16 protein-coding genes and 4 pseudogenes are annotated in these 21,788 nt (G+C 59.6%); 11 read left to right on the top strand and 9 right to left on the bottom strand.

Features of this window, described 5'->3' with window-relative positions:
- Nucleotides 1-3: 3 nt before the first annotated feature.
- From RB216_RS13670 to RB216_RS13660, 4 genes and pseudogenes are all read left to right on the top strand, one after another.
- A pseudogene (locus RB216_RS13670) lies at nt 4-1,002 on the top strand (PAS domain-containing protein); the annotation flags it as partial.
- A pseudogene (locus tag RB216_RS29855) lies at nt 1,003-1,287 on the top strand (methyl-accepting chemotaxis protein); the annotation flags it as partial.
- Nucleotides 1,288-1,364: 77 nt separating this feature from the next.
- The gene (locus tag RB216_RS13665) at nt 1,365-3,005 is read left to right on the top strand and encodes an AMP-binding protein (RefSeq protein WP_305385378.1); all 1,641 of its coding nucleotides are present in this window, start codon (nt 1,365-1,367) and stop codon (nt 3,003-3,005) included.
- Between the two features lie 22 nt (nt 3,006-3,027).
- Nucleotides 3,028-3,348 (top strand): annotated as a pseudogene (locus RB216_RS13660) (TetR/AcrR family transcriptional regulator); the annotation flags it as partial.
- A 359-nt stretch (nt 3,349-3,707) separates the two neighbouring features.
- Here RB216_RS13660 and RB216_RS13655 read toward each other — a convergent pair.
- From RB216_RS13655 to RB216_RS13645, 3 genes are all read right to left on the bottom strand, one after another.
- Nucleotides 3,708-5,138, bottom strand: a complete 1,431-nt coding sequence (locus RB216_RS13655) for an IS1182 family transposase (RefSeq protein ID WP_068932268.1) — start codon at nt 5,136-5,138, stop codon at nt 3,708-3,710.
- Between the two features lie 142 nt (nt 5,139-5,280).
- Entirely contained in the window at nt 5,281-5,499 is a 219-nt protein-coding gene (locus RB216_RS13650; RefSeq protein WP_068937482.1) for a hypothetical protein, read from the bottom strand.
- 372 nt (nt 5,500-5,871) lie between these two features.
- Complete coding sequence (locus RB216_RS13645; protein WP_305385374.1) at nt 5,872-6,789, bottom strand: LysR family transcriptional regulator; 918 nt, start codon at nt 6,787-6,789, stop codon at nt 5,872-5,874.
- A 157-nt stretch (nt 6,790-6,946) separates the two neighbouring features.
- Here RB216_RS13645 and RB216_RS13640 point away from each other — a divergent pair, with 157 nt between their 5' ends.
- The 5 genes and pseudogenes from RB216_RS13640 to RB216_RS13620 form a co-directional block, all read left to right on the top strand.
- Complete coding sequence (locus tag RB216_RS13640; RefSeq protein WP_214498261.1) at nt 6,947-7,978, top strand: alcohol dehydrogenase catalytic domain-containing protein; 1,032 nt, start codon at nt 6,947-6,949, stop codon at nt 7,976-7,978.
- Nucleotides 7,979-8,326: 348 nt separating this feature from the next.
- A complete protein-coding gene (locus tag RB216_RS13635; protein WP_058426048.1) occupies nt 8,327-8,542 on the top strand; it encodes a death domain-containing protein in 216 nt (71 codons plus the stop codon).
- Between the two features lie 201 nt (nt 8,543-8,743).
- Nucleotides 8,744-9,034 carry a type II toxin-antitoxin system ParD family antitoxin gene (locus tag RB216_RS13630; RefSeq protein WP_122555158.1) on the top strand — a complete coding sequence of 97 codons (291 nt, stop codon included), beginning with the start codon at nt 8,744-8,746 and terminating at the stop codon, nt 9,032-9,034.
- A 2-nt stretch (nt 9,035-9,036) separates the two neighbouring features.
- Nucleotides 9,037-9,393, top strand: a complete 357-nt coding sequence (locus tag RB216_RS13625; RefSeq protein ID WP_068937483.1) for a type II toxin-antitoxin system RelE/ParE family toxin — start codon at nt 9,037-9,039, stop codon at nt 9,391-9,393.
- A gap of 734 nt (nt 9,394-10,127) precedes the next feature.
- Nucleotides 10,128-10,328 (top strand): annotated as a pseudogene (locus tag RB216_RS13620) (cupin domain-containing protein); the annotation flags it as partial.
- A gap of 46 nt (nt 10,329-10,374) precedes the next feature.
- On the opposite strand, the gene RB216_RS13615 reads toward RB216_RS13620, so the two are convergent.
- Genes RB216_RS13615 through RB216_RS13595 form a run of 5 tightly spaced genes read right to left on the bottom strand, consistent with a single transcriptional unit; the run spans nt 10,375 to nt 16,270 of the window.
- Nucleotides 10,375-11,250: an alpha/beta fold hydrolase gene (locus tag RB216_RS13615; RefSeq protein WP_308908827.1), complete on the bottom strand. Its 876-nt coding sequence runs from the start codon at nt 11,248-11,250 to the stop codon at nt 10,375-10,377.
- Nucleotides 11,243-12,889: a dipeptide ABC transporter ATP-binding protein gene (locus RB216_RS13610; RefSeq protein WP_308908826.1), complete on the bottom strand. Its 1,647-nt coding sequence runs from the start codon at nt 12,887-12,889 to the stop codon at nt 11,243-11,245. The genes RB216_RS13615 and RB216_RS13610 overlap by 8 nt, the downstream gene beginning before the upstream one ends.
- Nucleotides 12,886-13,713 carry an ABC transporter permease gene (locus RB216_RS13605; protein WP_308908825.1) on the bottom strand — a complete coding sequence of 276 codons (828 nt, stop codon included), beginning with the start codon at nt 13,711-13,713 and terminating at the stop codon, nt 12,886-12,888. The genes RB216_RS13610 and RB216_RS13605 overlap by 4 nt, the downstream gene beginning before the upstream one ends.
- Nucleotides 13,713-14,690, bottom strand: a complete 978-nt coding sequence (locus RB216_RS13600; protein WP_308908824.1) for an ABC transporter permease — start codon at nt 14,688-14,690, stop codon at nt 13,713-13,715. The genes RB216_RS13605 and RB216_RS13600 overlap by 1 nt, the downstream gene beginning before the upstream one ends.
- Nucleotides 14,687-16,270 (bottom strand): ABC transporter substrate-binding protein, encoded by a 1,584-nt coding sequence (locus RB216_RS13595; RefSeq protein WP_308908823.1) that lies wholly within the window; start codon nt 16,268-16,270, stop codon nt 14,687-14,689. The genes RB216_RS13600 and RB216_RS13595 overlap by 4 nt, the downstream gene beginning before the upstream one ends.
- Nucleotides 16,271-16,587: 317 nt before the next feature.
- Between RB216_RS13595 and RB216_RS13590 the strand changes: the two genes are divergently transcribed.
- Nucleotides 16,588-17,928, top strand: coding sequence for a tetratricopeptide repeat protein (locus RB216_RS13590; protein ID WP_308908822.1), 1,341 nt, complete (start codon nt 16,588-16,590; stop codon nt 17,926-17,928).
- Between the two features lie 103 nt (nt 17,929-18,031).
- Here the strand turns inward: RB216_RS13590 and RB216_RS13585 are convergent, their stop codons facing one another.
- Nucleotides 18,032-19,024, bottom strand: a complete 993-nt coding sequence (locus RB216_RS13585) for a P1 family peptidase (protein ID WP_308908821.1) — start codon at nt 19,022-19,024, stop codon at nt 18,032-18,034.
- A 310-nt stretch (nt 19,025-19,334) separates the two neighbouring features.
- Here RB216_RS13585 and RB216_RS13580 point away from each other — a divergent pair, with 310 nt between their 5' ends.
- Nucleotides 19,335-21,770: a TonB-dependent receptor plug domain-containing protein gene (locus tag RB216_RS13580; protein WP_308908820.1), complete on the top strand. Its 2,436-nt coding sequence runs from the start codon at nt 19,335-19,337 to the stop codon at nt 21,768-21,770.
- The last annotated feature ends 18 nt before the right edge of the window (nt 21,771-21,788 follow it).

Below are 21,788 nucleotides of genomic sequence, written 5' to 3'. Positions count from 1 at the left end.
TTTATGCTTTTTTTCAGCCGCACCGCCCGCTGGGTCTTGGCGCCGCTCGCCGACAGGTTGGAGCAACCTGACCAGGCCAGCGCGCCCGTGTCGTCGAATAATCCATTACTGCGCCGCCTGCTGACCGGCGTCGACCACCTGCTGCAGGAGCGGCAAACCCTGAAGGCCCAGGCACGTGCGCTGGCTGCGCAAGTCGCCCAATTGGAAGCACACCTGGCCGATCGTAACCAACAGACGCGCCAACATGAGGCGTACTGGGACCTGGTCAGCCAAGGCGCGGATGAACTGTTCTGGGCACTGGAACTGCAGGGCACCCCAGCCCCCGCGCCGACCTCTGCCATGCAGTGGGCGGGACCGACGTCGATCCAGGTCCAGGGGGTTGATCAACTGAGCCGATGGAGCGACCAGTTGCACCCGGCAGACCAGCCAGTGCATCTGGATGCGCTCACCCGGCATCTGGCCGATCGCAGTGGGCGCACGCCGTTTGCGTTGGACGTGCGCATGAAGCCTGTCGGCGACGGCGACTATCGCTGGTGCCGGGTCAGCGGTGTAGCGCGACGTGACGCACAAGGCATGGCACTGGCCATTGGCGGCAGCGTGCGTGATATCCACGAGCAGTACCAGCATCACGAGGCCCTTGAGTTGGCGGCCACCCGCTTCGATATATCTCGGGAGATGCTGCATGACGGGCTGTGGGATATCGAGGTGGTGGCCGGCGACCCGGCGAACCCGAAGAACACCATCTGGTGGTCGTCACAAATGCGCCGGCTGCTGGGCTGCAACACCGTCGAGGAGTTCCCCAACACCCTGGAAAGCTGGACCTCGCGCCTGCACCCCGAGGACAGCGCGCGGGCCATTGCGGCGTTTATCGCCCATGTTGAAGACCGTAGCGGCAAGACCCCTTTCGACGTTGACTATCGCCTGAAACACCAGAACGGCACTTACCGCTGGTTTCGTGGCCGCGGGCAAACCCGCCGTGCGCAGGACGGCTCCCCGCAGCGGGTGGTCGGCGCGATCACCGATATCCACGCCCGCCATGAAGAAAGCACGATGCGCGAGGCGCAGGCACAACAGCATCGGGTGATGCAGGACACCCTCAACAAGCTCACGCAGATTGTCGCCACCATCCAGGGCATTGCCAGCCAGACCAACCTGCTGGCGTTGAACGCCGCCATCGAGGCGGCGCGCGCCGGCGATGCCGGGCGCGGGTTTGCGGTGGTCGCCGATGAAGTGCGCAAACTCGCCACCCGTACCAGCCAGGCAACCCAGCAAGCGGCCGAGATGATGCACAACTGATCAGATGAACATCCCACGCGGCAGGCGTGGACACACAACCTATTCCAACAATAACAATCGGGTGCGTTATGCGCGATTACACCTCAGCAGTGAACTCTTTCGACTTTCTACAATTGGCCGCCCGGGATTTGCACGGCGAGCTGAATGCCTTGAATGCCTGTATCGAATGTTGCGACCGGCACGCCGAGGGCGATGCCGTCGCGTTGTATTGCGAAACGCGGGATGACCGCGCCACGCGCCACACCTTCCGCGAACTACAGGACCACGCGGCGCGCTTCGGCAATTTCCTGCGCGAGCAAGGCGTCCAACCGGGAGATCGTGTCGCGGGCCTGATGCCGCGCACGGTTGAATTGTTGATCGCCATTCTGGGGACCTGGCGTATCGGCGCGGTCTACCAGCCGCTCTTTACCGCCTTCGGTCCCAAGGCCATTGAGCAGCGGTTGGGTTGCTCGAAGGCACGCTGGATCGTGACCGATGCCCTCAACCGCCCCAAGCTGGATGATGTCAGCGACTGCCCGCCCATCATCGTGGCCGACGGTGCCCCGGCGCATCCGAGCGATTACGACTTCTGGCGTACGCTGGATCAGTACCCGACGCAATGCACACCGCAATTGCTGGACGCCGGTGCACCGTTTTTGCTGATGTGCACCTCCGGAACCACGGGGCCGGCCAAGCCGCTGGAGGTGCCCTTGAGCGCCCTCCTGGCCTTCAAGGGCTACATGCGTGAAGCGATCGATCTGCGCGAAGACGACCGTTTCTGGAACCTGGCCGACCCGGGTTGGGCCTATGGCCTGTATTACGCGGTCACCGGCCCGTTGGCGTGCGGCCACGCCACGCTGTTCTATGACGGCGCTTTCTCGGTGGACACCACCTGCCGGATCATCAAAAAATACGCGATCAGCAACCTGGCCGGCTCGCCTACGGCCTATCGCTTGCTGATCGCGGCGGGCGCGGAGTTCGCCGGCGCGGCGCGAGGTCAGTTGCGTGTGGTCAGCAGCGCCGGCGAGCCGCTCAACCCACAAGTCATCCGTTGGTTTGCCGAACAAGCCGGCGTGGTCATCCATGATCATTACGGTCAGACCGAAATCGGCATGGTGCTGTGCAATCACCATGGGTTGCAGCACCCTGTTCGTGAGGGCTCGGCCGGTTACGCGATGCCGGGCCATCGAATTGTCGTGCTCGATCATCAGCACCGGGAACTGCCGGCCGGCCAGCCTGGCGTGTTGGCGGTGGACCGCGAGCGCTCGCCCCTGTGCTGGTTCAGTGGATACTTCGGCATGCCGACCCAGGCGTTTGTCGGCCGTTATTACTTGAGCGGCGATATCGTTGAGCTCAATGACGACGGCAGTATCAGCTTCGTCGGCCGCAACGACGACGTGATCACCACCTCGGGCTATCGCGTCGGGCCGTTTGATGTGGAGAGTGCTCTCATCGAACACCCGGCCGTGGTTGAGGCTGCCGTCATCGGCAAACCCGACCCGCAACGTACGGAGCTGATCATGGCGTTTATCGTGTTGAACCGTGAGTACCTGCCCAGCGCCGAGTTGGCTGAGGTGCTGCGCCTGCATGTCCGACAGCGCCTGGCCGCACATGCGTACCCCCGGGAAATCGAATTCGTCGAGCAACTGCCCAAGACCCCCAGCGGCAAGTTGCAGCGATTCATCCTGCGCAACCAGGAAATCGCCAAGCAGCAGGTACTCGCCACATGACCCGGCGGTGGAGGCTGGCGTGCTGAGCCGCTCGGAGTTCCAGCGCCGGGCGCTGGAGGTGTTCAAGGAGCGCAGTTTCAGCCCGGTCAGCATGCTTGAACTGGCGGCGCACGTTGGAATTAGCCCGAGAGCGATTTATCAACATGTACAGAGCAAAGAGGCAATGCTATTTGAATGGCTGATGGAGCTGTATCACGCGTTGTTGTCGCACGTTGACCTGATCAAAACGCGAAGATTGACGCCTGCGCAACGCGTGACAAAACTGATCGAAGGCCATCTCCAATTGCATGAACACATTACCGGGCACTTCAAGCTAGCGGTCATGGACGCCAATTGCCTGGGCGGCAAGATCTGAAATCCATCCGAATCCATCTTGGTCTCTGTCAGGAATCGCCACTCGCGATCGCTCGCAAACCTGATGCAACCGGGGGCAAAACTGGGGGCATATTTGAACTTTTTCTGCCTGAAAATATTGTTCTAGAGCCTAGTCAAAATTTTCTTCGGAAGCTCTGTCAACATGGAGCAGCTATGACTGACAGCTCTCGGCCCAGAGTGTGTAAAAACGCTCATAACCTGATCGTCTTGGGTCATTTACGTTCGTGGCTGAGCGATCGCACGGTCAATGTCGCGGGTCGCATCAGTCGTAACTTGGAACACACCAGCCTGTTCTTACAGCTTCTGGGATGGGCCAAATCGGCCTTTTTAGGCAGTCAGCGCTTTCATCAAACCGTTGGCACCCATGATCTTCATGACCCGTTTCAAGTTGTAGGCGAGCACACTCAAGCTCATCTCTGCACTCACCCCGGCCAGCTTTCGCGTCAGGAAGTGCGCCGCACCCATCCATTGTTTGAGCGTCCCGAAGGGATGCTCAACCGTCCGTTTTCGGACTCGCATCATCTCTGGCGCGTTGCTCAGCCGAAGCTGCATTTCCTCTAAGACGGCTTCATGCTCCCAGCGTCGAACTCGTCGTTCCGTGCTCGGCGTGCACTGTGCTTTCAACGCGCAGCCCTGGCATTTCGAACTCCAGTAACGATGCAACTTCAGGCCTTTTTCAACGTTGGAATAGCGCCAGATCAGCGCCTCGCCAGCCGGGCAAATGTATTGGTTTTTTTCCGCGTCATAGATGAAGGCATCGTTATTGAAACGCCCGTCAGCCTTGGCTCCAGAGGTCATCGGCTTGGGCACGTAGGCGGTGATGCCTGCATCGTGACAAGCCAGGATTTGTTCGCTTTTGAAGTAACCTCGATCCGCCACCACCGACAATGTTTCTGACGCTATGGCCTCGCGGGCCTGCTTGGCCATTGAGCTGAGTTGATCGCGGTCGGAACCAACGTTGGTCACCTCATGTGCAACGATCAAATGGTGCTGCGTATCGACCGCTGTCTGCACGTTGTAGCCGACGATTCCCGTGCCGCGCGTCATCATGGAGCGAGCATCTGGGTCGGTCAGTGAGACCTGTTTATCAGGCGATTCATTGAGCTGGATTTCGATCGCCTGAAGCTCCTTCATTTGAGTTTTGAGCTTGGCGATTTTTTCTTCCAGCCGCACGACACTGGGCTCGGAAGCTGTTGGTTCTTGCCGATCGGCAGCATCGAGTGCCGTCAGGTAACGGTTGATGCTCGATTCAATTTCTTCCATTCGCCGCTTCAGTTTGGCGCTGGTGAAATTGCGGTCACGATTGTTGACGGCTTTGAATTTACTGCCATCGATGGCGACCAGATTTTCTCCGAACAGTCCCAACTGCTGACACAGCACAACGAATTGGCGACAGACGCCTCGGATGGCCTTGCTATTGTCTTTTCGGAAGTTGGCGATGGTCTTGAAGTCCGGCATCAAACGCCCGGTCAACCACATCAGTTCGACGTTGCGTTGGGCTTCTCGCTCCAAACGTCGGCTCGACTGGATGCGGTTGAGATAGCCGTAGATGTAGATCTTCAGCAAGATCGCGGGGTGGTAGGCAGGCCGGCCAGTATCGGCTGGAACGGCACCTTCAAAACCCAGATTGACCAAGTCGAGTTCGTCGACAAATACATCGACTACGCGCACCGGATTGGTATCGCTGACGTAGTCGTCGAGGCTAGCCGGAAGTAAGGTGCCTTGGCCTCGATATTCACCTTGGATAAAGCGCTTCATAGGCGATCCCTGCGATGAAATCCTCAGAAATCATAGCAAGGGTTCGCAAAAGCGTTTACACACTCTGAACAAACGCAGTCTTTTATGAGAGGTAACTATTGACCCAAGGCTGACCCTGCTCTCGCGAAACGCGGGGTCGGAGTTATCTGATTTGGAACAGGCGGGAGATCGCGGTCATGGCCTTATCTCCGTCAGTTTCATAGAGACCGAACAGGCGCGTTTGGTCGCTCAGACGATGAAGCCGAAAATGGTTATAGAACGCTTGGCCTAAGCGCTGATTATCGAATGCTCCGCGTTCCCAAAGAGTTAAAAACTCTTGATACGCAACGCGCTCAATTTCCAGTCTCGGCATGCTTTCCATATACACATCCATTTATGTCAGCGATGACCGAATCCTACTGGCGCCGGACAGATGCGGCAATGCGCGTTTGGGAGCGATTTTTAATCATCCGAGCTGGCTTTGGAGTTTTTACACACTCTGGGCCGATTGCTGCCTGTCTCGAAGAGCTGCAGCCCGCCAGAAGCGGACGGATTGCAAGCAGAGAAAAGGGGACTGATATAATTTCTGAGAAATAAATCAGTCCCCTTTTCCCTAAGACCGCGGACGCGTCCGAGACGCTTGGCCAACGAACAGCCGCAGACAGCTGCAATGGCAAGTCGCTGACGATGCTGGTCGTCAAATTGTGCCAGGCGGTGTTACCACGGGCCCGCCGGCTCCTAGGCGCAAGGTCGTCTAATTGCTGGACCGCCTATCAGTCAGCATATTGATCAACGCCCTGAGGCCGGATGGTACATGGCGATTCGCCGAGTAATAGAGGCACAGCCCCAGATACGCGGGACACCACTCTTCCAGAACTCGTTTGAGTCGGCCCTCCTTGAGCGCATGTGCTGCAAGATGGTCGGGCACGAAGGCGATCCCTATTCCCTCGATTGCTGCCTCCACCATCAACGATTGATCAGTCAACGTGACAGGGCCGGGAGCGTTGATCCTTTCGACAGCGCCATGGCGCTCAAACTCCCATCTGTAGATTGCACCACTTTCAAACCGGAAGCGGATGCAATGATGGTCATACAGATCTTGCGGCACTACTGGATATCCGCGTTGCTCGAAGTACTCGGGCGACGCCACTACCGCAAAGCGGACCTCTCCCATAACTGGGATGGCCACCATATCTTTGGGTACTGCTTCCGCTAATCGGATACCCGCATCAAAACCATCGGCAACGATATCGCTCAGCTTGCCATCACTGAATATGTCGAGATGGACGCGAGGATTCTCGCGCAAAAAGCGCGCAAGCACTGGCCACAGTACCAACCGGATGGCGCCCTCACTGGCATTGATTCGCACCGTTCCGCTGGGAGCGTGGTCATTGCCCTCCAGCTCCCGAACGGCTTCTTCAACTGAGGCCATTGCCGGTCTTAGTTTTATGGCCAGGCGCTCTCCCGCCTCGGTCAAGGAGACGCTTCGAGTCGTCCGGTTGAAAAGGCGGACGTTTAACCGTTGTTCGAGAGCCTTGATCGAGTGACTGATCGCCGAGGGCGTCATGTCGAGATCGATTGCGGCGCTGCGGAAACTTCGGTGGGCTGCGACCGCTAAGAATGCGGCAAAGGCCGACAGGTCATTGCCCTTGGATTGGTGAATTACTTTCATCATGGAATCAAATATTGACCAGATTGTCGCGACAGTCAACGACCCATAGACTCGAATGAAGCTGCAGCATCGTGGGTCCAAAAGGGCCGGTGTAGCTCTCAGAGCATCTCGTTCGCAGCCCTAACAGTAATGACCACCTGATCGAAAGGAACATGCGATGAAGATGAAGGCAGTTGTGATGACCGGCGCGAACAAACCCTGGGAGGTTCATGAGGTTCCCATGCCCAAGGCAGAGCCAGGGCTGGTCCTGGTGAAAGTTCACGCCTCCGGCATGTGCTACACGGACGTGTGGGCAACTCAGGGGGCTGGCGGTGACATTTATCCTCAGACTCCGGGTCACGAAGTGGTTGGTGAAATCGTCGAAGTCGGTGCGGGTGTCCACACGCGCAAGGTTGGAGACCGAGTCGGTACCACCTGGGTACAGTCCTCGTGCGGTCGATGCCCTTACTGCCGCCAGAACCGCCCGTTGACCGGCCAGACTGCCATGAACTGCGTTTCGCCCAGAACGACCGGCTTCGCGTCGCAGGGCGGGCACGCAGAGTACATCGCAATTTCTGCGGAAGGCACCGTATTGTTGCCCGATGGGCTGTCCTACACGGACGCCGCGCCCATGATGTGCGCGGGCTATACCACCTGGAGCGGCCTGCGAGACGCGGAGCCGAAACCGGGTGACCGGGTCGCTGTGCTGGGGATCGGCGGGTTGGGCCACGTCGCCTTGCAGTTCTCAAAGGCATGCGGATTCGAGACCATCGCGATCACGCATTCTCCAGACAAGCACAAGCTTGCGACCGACTTGGGTGCCGACCATGTCGTCACCAATGCCGAGGAGCTATTGGCAGTCGGTGGTGCCGACGTGCTGCTGATCACCACCAACGACTTCGAAACCGCCGAAAAGGCGCTCGCGGGAGTCAATTCTGACGGTCGCATCGTCCTTTGCGGGCTCGACTTCAGCAAGCCGTTCTCGATTCCGTCCGATGGCAAGCCATTCCATATGATGCGCCAACGGGTGGTTGGCTCCACGCATGGGGGACAGCACTACCTCGCCGAAATTCTCGAATTGGCCGCGAAGGGTAAGGTCAAGCCTATAGTCGAAACCTTCTCTCTTGACCAAGCAACGGAGGCTTATGAACGCCTGTCCTCCGGGAAGATGCGATTCCGTGGTGTGTTCCTGCCTCACGGCGGAAATTGATTCCCAGAGCGGTTCCGGCGACCGCGCGGTCGCCGGCTTCGACTCCAACACATGCAGATGCCTGTTTGCGACTGACAAATATCGGCTTCCGCTTCCAGAGCGATGCATCGCATCTTGGGCGGGTGCGTGAATAGGTATAGCTTTTCTAGAAACCTCGGTACCTCAAAGCGAGCCCACTGATCCGTGTGGGGCGGTCTGCTAATGGCCATCTGCTGCCTGTCGCAACGGCAGTTTTTGGCGAATGCTGACCCTCACTCTAAACCGTTTCATTCACTTAACTCACGGGTGGCTCGGGACATCCGCCTCCCCCGCTGCTACGCTTTCGGCTCCTTCATTGGAGTCGAAACAATACCCACTGAATATTCACTGCCTGATGTCCTTGAGCGTCTGTACCAAAACCAGCTCGCCTTAGAGGCGGCGGTGATGGAGTTGACGTTGTGGATTGAGCGCAAGGGTACGACGGACACAGGCGACAATATCCGCGGCGCGCTACAAACGATTGGAGAGAACGCCGGACACATCAAACAAGGCTTGGCAAAACTGAAGGCCCGAGGCCCACACTAATTAAGCTGTCCACGACGTCCCGCATGCGGCAGCCTTGCTTGGACTTTGTGCGCATACAGTCCGGGCCATCTGTTCGGCGCAAAGGATGACCCCACACTTTACAGTTCGTCAGATACAAATCCCAAACTCCCTGAGTTTATGTAAAATGGCATAATATGCCAACGATCGAAACAATATGTTTGCCCAGAGTTGGAGCTAATGATGGCGACGCGAAACGTTGTGCTCACCCCTCAACAAGAACAGGTTATCCAAGACCTGGTCCAGTCCGGCCGTTATCAAAATGCCAGCGAAGTGATGCGAGAAGGTTTGCGTTTACTGGAGCAGCGCGTCGCCGAAGACACTGCCAAAATTGAGGCGCTGCGTCTGGCGACCTCGATCGGCATCATGGATCTTGAACACGGGCGCTTTACTCAATTGAACGAAGGGCATCTGGAGCTTTACCTAGAGGGCTTGAGCCTGGAGGCCACCACTCTCGCGAGCGAGAAACACTGAGCATGCCGCAGTATCGGATTTCCAACGCGGCGCGCGCCGACATTGTCGACATCCTCAGGCTCTCCCAGACGCAGTTCGGCGATCAAGCACGGCAGCGCTACCAGGCGCTGATACTCACGGCGTTGCAAGCTCTTGCCAGCACTCCTTACTGCATTGGCAGCCACGACCGCGATGAGCTTGCACCGGGCCTTCGCAGCTATCACCTCACCTATTCACGCCAGCAGGTCAAACACCCCCATGGGAGGGTCAAAAGCCCACGCCATATCGTGTTCTATCGTGTGGTAAATGACGCCCTGATCGAGGTCGTCCGACTCCTTCATGACGCCATGGAAGTGCAGTTGCACTTGCCTAATGACTGATCACCGAGCGGGCCCAACAGCATAACTGGCCAGGAACAACGAAGGTAAGACGCGCCCTCTACTAGCGACCGCGCCATTGCAACATCGCGCAGAGCCTGAGCATCTCGCGAGCCAATTTCTGGATAGGTACAGAGAGACAGATCCGAAAAGTCCGCTTAGGGATATCAACTCATAACCCATATCCCTCTTCCGAACGACCATGGATTTGCCACATTCGGGTTGCTCATCCAGTATACGGAGGCGCACTGAATACCAGCCACGGCCACCCAGGTCCGCGTCAGAAATCGCCATTCGCGATCGCTCGAACACCCGGTGCAATTGGGGGCAAAACTGGGGGCATAATTCGAGCTTTTCACGCTATAACTACCGTGCTAGAGCAATGTCAAAATGTTTTTTGGCTTGCCTGAGAGTCTTTCTGCCTCGTAGGACAGGCAATTCTTCTGATCATTTTCGCATTTCCACAAACCATGTGGCTTCGTTCACTTCCAGTGGATTGCTAGATTGGGGGCACATCTGAGGGCATGCTTTGGATGGTCTGAAAAGGATGCCCCTAGCCTGAGGCTCAACAATCTTCTTCTCGAAAAGTCACCTGCTACAGTTCCCTACCGCCGTTGAATGCTATCAGATCACCTCAGTTCAAAGACGCAGAGTGCTCATTGTCGCTGGAGCAACCTGCGCGCTTGCTGGGTTGATGTCGCAGTGGCTGACTACAGACATTACTTGCAGAACAACCGTCACCCCAAGGAGTACCAATCCATTTCGCGCACAGCCCATACCTTCACCGCACAGTGTCGCAGGGCGTGCTGGAAATCAGCGTCAACGATGATCGCTATCTGCTCTCTACTGGTGACTCTATTCTGTTCTTCGCCGATCAGCCGCACCGCTATCTCAGTCCGGCCGATAGTCAGGCTGCAGGGCTCCTGATAGTGACGTAGTCCGAACGCCTAAGCTGAAGGGCCCGCATCCACAACTGAAGCCAGATTAGCTGGACGCACCTGGACGCTGATCAAGTTTTTTTATCAGCCTCTGGAACGCCGCCAGCACCTGTGCAGGCCGCTCCAGCATCAATTGATGACCACACCGCTCCAACACCTCAAAGCTACCCGTCGGCAGCAGTCGGGCGAGTGCCTCACCCCCACTGGAGGGAGTCAGCCCGTCGCTGTCTCCCGATAACACATAAGTCGGCAACGTCAGTCGGGCCAGGGCATCGGCGTCGGGCCATTGGGCGTTTTGCAGTAGAGACTTGAACACATACAGACGATTGCGACGGGTCAGATTTTCCTCGTAGGCCACCAGCCGGGGATCGGCTGCGGAGTGCCACGCACGCTGACGAAAGCCCTTGGCCAGCAACGGCCGCAGCAGCTCCAACACCCAGGCAGGCAGAGACATCAGACCACCACGGCTCAACGGGCGATGCAGTTGTGTGCCTAGCAACAGGGCGCCATCTATGGTCACCTGCGGCAACCTGCGTGGAAGCTCCAGCAAGGCACTCAACCCCAGTCCGGTACCAAAGGAATGTGCAACCAGGATATTCCGACGTGCAGCGTAGCGGCTCAGTATTTCCAGCTGATCTGCCACCAGTTCCGACCAGGCATAGGCCTGCGGCTGGCGCGGCTTTTCACTATCGCCGTGCCCCAACAGGTCCCACGCCACCAGGCTGTATCCCTGATCGGACAACGACTGCCATAACTCGCGCCATTGATCCTTGTGACCACCACCACCATGCCCGAAGAACAAGACTGTATCTGCCTGATGCGTGCCTGGTTGATAAGCGATGCTCAGGTACCGTCCTGGACGGATTTCCACCCGCTCGCCCCGCACCAGAGGTAAATCAGAAAATGCGTGTAAATCAGTCATGAGTGGGACAAGCCTCTTTGAATTCAAGGTTTTGAGGAGTGACTGTCGAAGGGAGGAGGGTTCTGGAGAAGCCACGCAATAAGGTCTGGGTATAAGCATGTTGCGGATGGACCAGTAGCGTTGCCGCTTCCCCCTGCTCCACCACATGCCCGCCCTGCATCACGGCAATGCGATCACACAGTCTGGCGGCCACTCGCAAATCGTGGGTGATGAACACAATGCTCAGCTTGAGCCGACGTTGCAGGTCTTCAAGCAACTCGAGAATCTGTACCTGGATCAGCGCATCCAGAGCGGAAACGCATTCGTCCGCGATGAGTATTTTCGGCTCCACAGCCAAGGCACGGGCGATACCGATACGTTGGCGCTGGCCACCGGAGAACTCATGGGGATAGCGCTCGAACGCCGTGGCGGGTAGCCCAACCAACGCCAAAAATGAGCGCGTGCGCCGCTCGGCCTCGGCCTTTGAGTGCCCCTGTACCAGCGGGCCGGTCATGACGATACGACCGACGGTCTGGCGCGGATTGAGCGAGGCAAACGGGTCCTGGAAAATCATCTGCACATCGCTACGCAATGTTCGCAAACGCCCTTCGGAAAGCGCCGTTACATCCTGACCCAGCCATTGAATTTGACCACTGTCAGCACGTAGCAGCCGAACAAGGCAACGCCCCAGAGTGGATTTCCCCGAGCCTGACTCCCCAACAATGCCGAGGGTTTCACCCTCGCGCAGGGTCAGCTGAACCTGCGCCAGGGCCTGGGTAGCACGCTTGCGCCACCAACCGCTGTTGCTGCGAAACACTTTATTGAGTTGCTCGGCCTTGAGCACCACACTCCCGTCCACCGTTGTGCGCGGGGCCCGAGGTTGCGCCGAGACCGCTGCCAGCAGTTGCTGGGTATAAAGCGCCTGAGGCTTGCGCAATACTTGATGGGCGCTGCCCTGCTCCACCAGTTGACCTTTTTCCAGCACAAGCACGCGGTCGGCAATGGCCTCGACCACGGCGAAATCATGGGTGATGAACAACAGCGACATGCCCTTATCCTGTTGAATCTTGCGTAACAGATCGATGATCTGCGCCTGGGTGGTCACATCCAGCGCCGAGGTGGGTTCGTCGGCGATCAGTAACGAGGGATCGAACGCCAACGCCATGGCGATGACCACGCGCTGACGCTGGCCACCGGAGAGCTCAAAGGGATAGACCAGGCGCAGGCGTTCAGGCTCGGGCAGGCCGACATAACCCAGCAATTCCACAACCCGTCGGCGACGCTCCTGGGCCGATTTCACCCCGTGGGCGCGCAGGGTTTCATCGATCTGCTCACCCACGCGCAGCAGCGGGTTCAGCGCGCTCATGGGCTCCTGGAACACCATGCTTATATCTCGCCCGCGCAGCTGGCGCATCGCGGTTTCACTGAGCTTCGCAAGGTCTTCATCACGAAACACCAGTCGCCCGCTTTCCACGCTCAGCGGCGTCGGTACCTGGCGCAACAATGCCTTGGCCAACATCGACTTGCCCGAGCCGGACTCGCCCACTACACATAGGCATTCGCCGCTGCGCAATTGCAGCGACAGGTCATACAGCGCGTGACTGCGGTCGGCACCGGCCGGCAAGGCGATACGCAGGTTTTCCACACTGAGCAACGTCATAGCGACCTCCCCGGTTCAAAGGCCACGCGCAGGCCTTCGCCCACCCGGTTCACCGCCAGCACGCACAGCACAATCGCCACCCCCGGCAAGAAACTCATCCACCAGGCATCCCGCAGCAGCCCACGTGATGCGTTGATCATGTAACCCCAGCTCATGGCCTCAGGGTCGCTCAGGCCGAGAAACGCTAACGCGGCTTCGGTGAGAACTGCAGTGGCCATCACAAAGGTCATGGTCACCAACAACGGCGCCAAGGCATTGGGCAGGATTTGTTGGCTGATGATGCCTAATGGCGATTGCCCCAGCACCCGCGCCGCCTGCACAAACTCACGTTGTCGCAGGGTAAGGAACTCGCTGCGCACTAGCCGCGCGACGCCCGGCCACGCTACCAGCGAAATCGCCAGCACGATGGAACCCAGGGACGGCTCCAGCACCGCCACCAGGATCACCGCCAACACTAGCTGCGGAATGATCTGAAAGAACTCGGCGATCCGCATCAGCGCGCCGTCGAGCCATCCACCAAAATAACCGGCGACAGCGCCGACGAGCAGCCCCACCAGCAAGGTCGCCAGACTGGTCAGCACCCCAACGGCCAGGGACACACGGGCGCCGTAGAGCAAGCCGCTGCCGAGGTCGCGGCCAAGCATATCGCTGCCCAGCCAGTGCGCAGAATCGTGGAACGGCGGTAGCATCGGCTGGGTGTTCATTTCCCAGGGCGAGCTACTGGTGAGCCACGGTGCGGCAGTCGCTAGTGCTGCTAACACCAGCAAAAACACCGCGCCGGCCAGCGCCGACGACTGGTGAATAAAGCGTGTGAGCACCGCCATCAGCCCTGTCCTCCAGCGCCAATACGTGGGTCGAGCAAACGGCAAATCACATCGGTCAACACATTGAAGCCCACCACCAAAATCGAGATCACCAGAAAGCCGCCCATCAACACACCGTAGTCACGCTGGGCCAATGAGTCATACATCAAGCGGCCAATGCCAGGCCAGGAGTACACCACCTCCACCAGTAACGCACCGCTGGCCAGTTGGCCGAGTTGCAAACCAGCGAAAGTCACCACCGGCAGCAGTGCATTGCGCAACACATGTACATACAGAATCCGCCGTGGATACAGGCCTTTGGCGTGGGCAGTGCGTACGTATTCCTGACCAAGAGCATCGAGCACGGCGGCTCGGGTGAGGTGGATATACAGAGCCAGAAACAGCACGCTCAGGGATAGGCACGGCAACAACAGATGCCGCAGGCGATCCAGCAGCAAGAAGTCCCGGCCCACGGTCTCCATACCGAACGCCGGCAACCAATCCAGACTGACGGAGAACAGCAAAATCATCAGCATCGCCAGCCAGAACGGCGGCATCGCGTACAGCAACAAAGCACCATGGGAGATCACGCCGTCCAGCCAATGCCGCTTCTGCCGTGCCCGCGCCGCCAGCACACCTAAGGTCACGCCGAGCACGGAAGAAACTACAAAGGCCGAGCCCATCAATGCCAGCGTCGCCGGCAACCGCTCGGCGATCAGCGACCACACCGAGGTCTGATTTCGGTAGGAATAACCCAGGTCCAGGTGGGCGATATTGCCCAGGTATATCAGCAACTGCTGGAGCAACGGTTTATCCAGGCCCATGGTCTGGCGCAGTTGCTCGATAAACTGCACATCGTCCACTCCTGCCTCTCCGGCCAACAGCAATGCAGGATCGCCCGGCGCCAGTCGAATCAGCAGGAAACTCAGCACCAGCACCGCCACCACCATCAGCAACGCCTTGACGAGCCGCCCGCTGAAATACAACACGCCGTTCATGGCGTCAGGGCCTCGAGGTACACGCTCTCGTAGTCCTCATTAAGGCTGGTAGCGGTCTGCAGCAGGTTTTTCACCTGTTTGTGAAACAGCGTCGGGTAACGCATTTCGAAGATCGGTGCGATGGGCAGGTCGGTGTTCAGCAGGTTCTCCAGCTGGCTGTAGAGCTGTTTGCGCTCCGGGCCTTCCGGGGTATCGGCGACTTTCGCCCACAAGGCATCGGCCTCTGCACTGTTGTAGCCGCTGACGTTGGCGAACGGAGAAGTTTTGAGTATGTAGTCGGAGCGGAACAGATAGGCGCTGGTCAGGTAGGGATCGCCGATCTGGAAGATAAAATTGTAGGTCAGGTCGAAGTCCCAGTCGCTCACGCGCTGGAACCAGGTCGCCGCGTCGGACGTCACCACCTGCACCTTGAAACCCAGGGGCTGCAAGGACTGCTTAGTGTATTCGGCCAGGCGCTCCCAGGCACCACCCTTCTCGCCATTGAGCAGGCGAATGCGCACCGCGCCGACATCAACGCCGGATTCGGCAATCAGCGCTTTGGCCTTTTTCACGTCATAGGCGTACTGCGGCAACTGGGGATCGTGGTAAGGCGAGCTGGACACAAACGGCCCCTGGGCGACCTTGCCCGAGCCGAAGAAGATGTTATCGACGATGAACTGTCGGTTCAGCGCATACAGGATCGCCTGGCGCACCTTGGGGTTGTTCAACGGTGGCTTGCGCGTGTTGATTTGCAGGAAGGCCAGACCTGAGTACAACTCCCAGCCCTTCTCCGACGACTGCACATCGGGCAAGGCGGTTAGGCGCTTAAGGTCTGAGTAATCCGCATCGCCGCTGCGCAGCACTTGCACGTCGTTACGCTCGAACGCGGCGGCACGCGAAGAGGCATCAGGAATGACGTGGAAGATGATGCTGTCGAGGTGCGGCAGGCCCTTTTTCCAGTAGTTGGGGTTCTTAGCCAGTTTGATATAGGCGCCTCGTTTCCACTCGACGAACACAAACGGCCCGGTACCCACCGGTTTTAGGTTATAGGGGTTGTTACGAAAGTCGGTGTTCTCGTAAAGGTGCTTCGGCACCACCGGGCGCAAGCCGCTGCCCAAGGCCGAAAGCAACGGTGCGAAAGGTTTCTTCAGGTGGAAGACCACCTGCAGCGTACCTCTGGCGGTGATGCTCTCGACGTACTCGGTGATGATACCGCCAAGGCGCTTGTCCACCTCGGGGTAGAAGGTCTGGAAGCTGAACACCACGTCATCGGCGGTGAACGCTGGACCGTCGTGCCAGTGCACGCCGTCCTGCAAGTCGAAGGTATAGGTGAGGCCGTCAGGGGAGATAGTCCAGGCTTTGGCCAATACCGGTTTGGGCGCAAGGTGTGTGTCGAAGGTGAGCAGGCCCTGGAGCACCTTGCCGCTCACGTATTGGGTCGACACATGGCTGACTACGCCGTGCATCAGCGAGGGCGGCTCCGGCTGGGCCACCAGGTTGAGCACCCCGCCCTCCTGGGGTTGCGCTTGAGCCTGGCCGGCCAACAACGTGGTGCACAGTGCCACGGACGTGAGGGCACGGCGGAAAGAGAATGAGCGCATGGAGTCTCCTCGAATTGAAAAATATAACGAGGGTTTTGCAAGCGTTGTGCCATGGCCGGTTGGGCGGGTATTGCTGGGGTTGGTGGTGATCGCGCTGATGAAAAAACCACAGAGCTGCGCCTGAGTGTGCAAAAAGCAGCAGCAAAGCATTTCAAATGCGGGAGGGGGCTTGCCCCCGATACCGGTCGGTCATCAATGAATGAGCCAACTGACACGCCGCTATCGGGGGCAAGCCCCCTCCCACAGGGGTTCATCGCTGGTCGATGGCACAAGGTTTGCCCCTGTAACCGTCATCTGAATAAACGAGCCTCGCCACTATGTCACTGGATTACCTGGGCAACCCCATCGACACCACCGACCCCACCACCCGCCAAGGGCTGGACGACTTCATAGGCGGCTTCCTCGGCTACCAGCCCCGTGCCGAACGCATCCTTGCCACCGCCGATGCCGATCCCGGCTCCGCGCTGGCTAATGCGTTTGCCGGCTTGCTGCTGATGTTCAGCGAGTCGCCCGAGGGCCCGGCACTGGCGGAAAAATACCACCAACGTGCGGCGCACGCCGCTCACCCGCGCGCTGAGCTGTACCTTGGCGTGCTGCAAGCCTGGATCAAGGACGACCTCGATCAGGTCCTGCATTTGAGCGAAAACCTGCTCGACCGCTACCCCCGCGACCTATTCGCCGCCAAGCTCAACCAGTACCTGGAATTCAACCGCGGCAACTGGCCCGCCCTGTTGCGCATCGGCCTAAAGGCCATCGCTGGCGCACCCGATATTGCCCACAGCCACGGTCTGCTGGCCTTCGCCTACGAGCAATGCCACCTGCTTGAAGACGCCGAAGCCAGCGCACTGCAAGCCTTGCGCCTGCAACCCTCGGAGCCTTGGGCCCAGCACGCCCTGGCCCATGTGATGCTGACCCAGGGACGTATCGAGGAAGGCACGGTATTCCTGGAAAGCGTGACCCATCACTGGGACGGTTTGAACTCGTTCATGTACACCCACAACTGGTGGCACCTGGCGTTGTTCTACCTGGCGCGGGGCGAGAATCAGCGCGTGCTGGAGATTTACGACCAACACGTGTGGGGCATTCTCCCGGAATACTCCCAGGACCAGGTCGGCGCCGTGTCCTTGCTCGCGCGATTGGAACTGGCCGGCATCGATGTGGGCGAGCGCTGGCAGGCGCTGGCACCGTACCTGCAACGCCGGGTCTGCGATACGGTACAGCCGTTCCTGAGCGTGCAGTACCTGTATGGCTTGGCCCGGGCGGGCAAGCCGGAGGCGGATAGGTTGCTGGCGACGTTGCGCCAGTACAGCTTTGACGCACGGCCGGTGTGGGGCGAAGTGACCCTGCCGTTGGCGAAGGGCTTATTGGCCCATGCACGTGGCGACTGGCAACAGTCGCTGGCGCAACTGACGATCGCCCTTCCCCGGCTGAATGAGATTGGTGGCAGCCACGCACAGCGCGATCTGTTTGCCCTGGTGGAGCTGGATGCACGCGTGAAGGCCGGGGATTGGTTGGGGGCGCAGCAGACACTGGAATTGCGGCGCCGGTATGACGGGTGGGATGTGCCGACGAATCGGAGTTTGGTACGGGTGTATGAGGCGTTGAAGTTGCCGGAGCTGGCGGCAAAGGCACAGACGCGCCTATCACCTTTCACCTGAGCAGCAGGAGCCGGCTTGTCGGCGTTAGCGGTCTGTCAGTTAATACAGGCGCAAGCTAAACCGCCGCCGTCGCCGGCGAGCCGGTTCCTACAGTGGATAGTGGCTAGCCCCTGGCACTGAACACCCCTCTGGCGATCGCCCGCGCCACGCAATCCGCAGCCGCCGAGCCAATACAACCAATCTCCACCTGCCGCCGTGGGCCATCGGTCAACTCAACCGCCGCCGACGCCAAGGCAAATACAGTGTCCCCATCAAACGGCAAATGCGCCGGACGCACCGCACGGGCAATTCCGTCCTGAGCCATGATCGCCACGCGCTTGCACTCAGCCACAGTGAGCCGAGCGGTACTGGCGACCACCACCAGCGTCGTGTTGGCCCCGGCTTGCAGGCGGCCCATCGAATCCAGGCGTGACAACTCCGGCATCGGGTCGCTGCAGTCCATCTCGGCTTCAGGCCGCCGGCCACCGAATTCCCCCGCGACTTCCCAGGGCCAGGCCCAGAACGTTTTACCGTCGGGCATGTACACCGAGCCAATGGGGTTGGCGACGACCAGTGCGGCGACGATCAATCCGTCACCCAGGTCCAGCGAGGCGGTACCCAGCCCGCCTTTCAATACACCGGCCATGGCGCCACGGCCGGCGCCCACCGAGCCCAACTCGAAATCTTCTCCAGCATTGGCCAGCGCTTCAAAGCCCAGGCGTCGGTAAGGCGGGTCCAGGCCCCAGTCCTTGTCGCCGCCGTTGGCCAGGTCGTGCAACACGGCGGCGGGCACTATGGGGATTGCCGGGGCGCCGGGTTTCAAGTGCAGGCCCACCTCGCCCTGAGACAGTGTTGCCGCCACGGCATCCGCCGCGCCCAGGCCGAACACCGAGCCGCCGGCGAAAACCAGAGCGTGGAGTTGACCGACCATGTTTTCCGGCTCCAAGGCGGCGGTTTCACGCCCGCCAGGGCCACCGCCGCGAATGTCGATGCTGGCAGTCCAGAAACCATTGGGACGAATCACTGTGACGCCGGTGTCGACGCGCAGGTCCGTGGCGTGGCCGACCGTGAGGCCTGGGATATCGGTGAGGGCATTGCGCGGGCCGGGTCTAGGCATACAGAAATAGCTTCCTTGGGTTCAGGGTGTTGCGTGGGGAGAGCAAGTCGTGTGCCAAGCACAACCACCCAAGCCTTACGGCTCAATACCCGGTTGCCGATGACAGCCCCTGCACAAAAACCAACACCCTGCCCTTCGGCTTGTTAAAAAAACACCAACACCCCCGCTTACTACGCAATAAGCCTATGTTTTTAAACAATTTTAACAGATGGCACAGCCCTTGCTCTCCAGCCTTCCCACCAGAGCTTGAACTCAACAAGCCGTCCTCTATCAAGGCCCAACACCTTAAACCACTGGAGTATTTCCCATCATGAATGCATCACGCGCCACAGGTCGCCGACCCAGTAAGGCCTTCGCCCACACGTTGTTGTTTATTGCCCTGTACGAAGCCGCCAGCTACAGCAGCCTGACTGTCGCCGCCGACGCGCCGGCCAGCGATAACCCCTTGGACACCGTTGTGGTGATCGGCAACCGTGGCCAGGCGCGCACCCTGGCCGAGAGCACCGCACCGGTGGATGTGATCTCGTCCAAACAACTGCTCGCTACCGGCCAGGGCGACCTGACCCGCGCCTTGAGCAGAGTGCTGCCGTCCCTCAACCAGCCGGCGTCGTCGGGCTTCGGCTCAACCTCGGTGGTGCGCCCGATCAGCCTGCGTGGCCTCAATGGCGACCAGGTGCTAGTACTGGTCAACGGCAAGCGCCGCCATAACAGCGCGCTGCTCAACAACGGCACCTACCTCAACTCTGGCTCGCAACCAGTCGACCTGGACATGATCCCCACCGCCCTGGTGGATCACGTCGAAGTGCTGCGCGACGGCGCCTCGGCCCAGTACGGTTCGGATGCGATCGGTGGAGTGGTGAACATCGTGCTCAAGCAGACCGACCACGGCGGCAGCCTGTCCACCAGCTACGGCCAGAACTATGAGAACGGCGACGGCGAAACCGCGCGGCAAACCGGCAATATCGGCCTGGCGTTGCCCAATGACGGCTTTATCAACCTCGCCCTGGACGTGAAGAAACAGAAGATCTCCGACCGCTCCGACAACGCGCCGTATACCGACTCGGCCGGCAACACCAGCCTGCAACACACCTACTACGGCACCGGCCTGCCCGAGGCACGCAACTTCAGTTTCGGCTACAACGCCGAGCTGCCGGTGGACGATGCCCTCACGCTCTACTCATTCTCCACCTACACCCGCCGCAACTCGGAAAAACCGCTGGCTTTCCACCAACCCGCGAGTTTCAACGGCATCGCCACGCCGTTCACCGAAGGCGTCGAAGACACCCTGCGCTTTATCGAAAATGACTTCCAGGTGGCGTTCGGCGGCAAGGGCGAACTGGCCGGCTGGAACTACGACCTGTCCAGCACCTACGGCCAGGACCACGCTGAAGCCACCCTGCGCCACACTTACAACCTGAGCTATGGCCTGGATTCGCCGACCTCGGTGGACACCGGTGTGAAAACCTTCAGCCAGTGGACCAACAACCTCGACCTGACCCGCGCCTTCGACCTTGGCCTGCACAAGCCCACACAGATTTCCTGGGGCCTGGAACAGCGCTACGAGAATTACAAGATCGGCAAAGGCGACTACGCCTCCTACGCCAGCGGCCCGTTCACCACCGGCGCCAACGGGGGCCTGATCGCACCGGGCACCATCTCGGGGGCCGGCACCACGCCTGAAGATGCCGCGCAAAAAGGTCGCACCAGCTTGGCCGGCTACGGCGAGATCGGCCAGGACTTCACCGATAAATGGCACGTGGACCTGGCCGGTCGCTACGAGCACTACAACGATGGCTCGGGCACCACCACCAATGGCAAGTTCGCCACCCGCTACCAGTTGACCCCGATCCTGGCGGTACGCGGTTCCTTCAGCACCGGTTTCCGCGCGCCGTCATTGGCCCAGCAAATCTATAGCTCCACCTCGCAAACCAGCGTCAACGGCCAACTGTTCGACTACCGCAACGTCGCGGTGAACTCCGATGTCGCCAAGGCCCTCGGTGCAGAAAACCTCAAGCCTGAAAAATCCACCAACTTCGGCCTCGGGCTGACCCTGCAACCGACGGACGCCACCAGTATCACCCTCGACGCCTACCAGATCAAAATCAAGGACCGCATCGCACAAACCGGCTACCTGGGCGGCACGCCTCAGATCAGCGCGATCCTCGCCGCCGCCGGCCTCAACCCGAACCAGGCCGTCACCTACTTCACCAACGCCCTCGACACCACCACCCGCGGCGTCGACCTGGTGGGCGACTACCGCCAGAGCATCGGTGCTTACGGCAACCTGCGCTATACCCTGGGCTTCAACTGGAACACCACGCAGATTGACGACATCCACGCCTCCAGCGTGGCCCAGCAAGCCCTCGGCCCAACCGGTGGTTATGACCGCCAGCGCCAGGGCAACCTCAAGTACGGACTGCCGCAATCCAAATTGCTGCTGGGCACCACCTGGACCTACGAAAAACTCGAACTGGGCCTGAACCTGACCCGCTACGGCGAATACACCCAGTACGGCACCGCCGAAGCCTTCGACCGCACCTTCTCGCCGGCGTGGATCACTGACCTGAACATCGACTACCACCTGACCCCGGCAATCACTCTGAATGCCGGTGCCAACAACCTGTTCAACCAGTACCCGGAGCGCACAAAGCTGGCCAGCAGCTCCGGCGCGTTCCCCTACGGCAACTTCTCGCCGTACGGCACCACCGGCGGCTATTGGTACACCGGCGTGACCTACAACTTCTGATCCCGCTCCACGGGCCGG

This window comes from Pseudomonas canadensis, assembly GCF_030980095.1.
Lineage (GTDB): Bacteria > Pseudomonadota > Gammaproteobacteria > Pseudomonadales > Pseudomonadaceae > Aquipseudomonas > Aquipseudomonas canadensis.
Note: the sequence above shows the minus strand (reverse complement) of the source record. Positions and strands in the feature narration are given on the sequence as shown.

Coding starts and splice junctions, on each gene's coding strand:
- RB216_RS13665 (WP_305385378.1), top strand. CDS start 1,365: ATGCGCGATTACACCTCAGCAGTGAACTCTTTCGACTTTCTACAATTG.
- RB216_RS13640 (WP_214498261.1), top strand. CDS start 6,947: ATGAAGATGAAGGCAGTTGTGATGACCGGCGCGAACAAACCCTGGGAG.
- RB216_RS13630 (WP_122555158.1), top strand. CDS start 8,744: ATGGCGACGCGAAACGTTGTGCTCACCCCTCAACAAGAACAGGTTATC.
- RB216_RS13645 (WP_305385374.1), bottom strand. CDS start 6,789: ATGAAAGTAATTCACCAATCCAAGGGCAATGACCTGTCGGCCTTTGCC.
- RB216_RS13625 (WP_068937483.1), top strand. CDS start 9,037: ATGCCGCAGTATCGGATTTCCAACGCGGCGCGCGCCGACATTGTCGAC.
- RB216_RS13615 (WP_308908827.1), bottom strand. CDS start 11,250: ATGACTGATTTACACGCATTTTCTGATTTACCTCTGGTGCGGGGCGAG.
- RB216_RS13605 (WP_308908825.1), bottom strand. CDS start 13,713: ATGGCGGTGCTCACACGCTTTATTCACCAGTCGTCGGCGCTGGCCGGC.
- RB216_RS13610 (WP_308908826.1), bottom strand. CDS start 12,889: ATGACGTTGCTCAGTGTGGAAAACCTGCGTATCGCCTTGCCGGCCGGT.
- RB216_RS13585 (WP_308908821.1), bottom strand. CDS start 19,024: ATGCCTAGACCCGGCCCGCGCAATGCCCTCACCGATATCCCAGGCCTC.
- RB216_RS13590 (WP_308908822.1), top strand. CDS start 16,588: ATGTCACTGGATTACCTGGGCAACCCCATCGACACCACCGACCCCACC.
- RB216_RS13600 (WP_308908824.1), bottom strand. CDS start 14,690: ATGAACGGCGTGTTGTATTTCAGCGGGCGGCTCGTCAAGGCGTTGCTG.
- RB216_RS13655 (WP_068932268.1), bottom strand. CDS start 5,138: ATGAAGCGCTTTATCCAAGGTGAATATCGAGGCCAAGGCACCTTACTT.
- RB216_RS13580 (WP_308908820.1), top strand. CDS start 19,335: ATGAATGCATCACGCGCCACAGGTCGCCGACCCAGTAAGGCCTTCGCC.
- RB216_RS13595 (WP_308908823.1), bottom strand. CDS start 16,270: ATGCGCTCATTCTCTTTCCGCCGTGCCCTCACGTCCGTGGCACTGTGC.
- RB216_RS13650 (WP_068937482.1), bottom strand. CDS start 5,499: ATGGAAAGCATGCCGAGACTGGAAATTGAGCGCGTTGCGTATCAAGAG.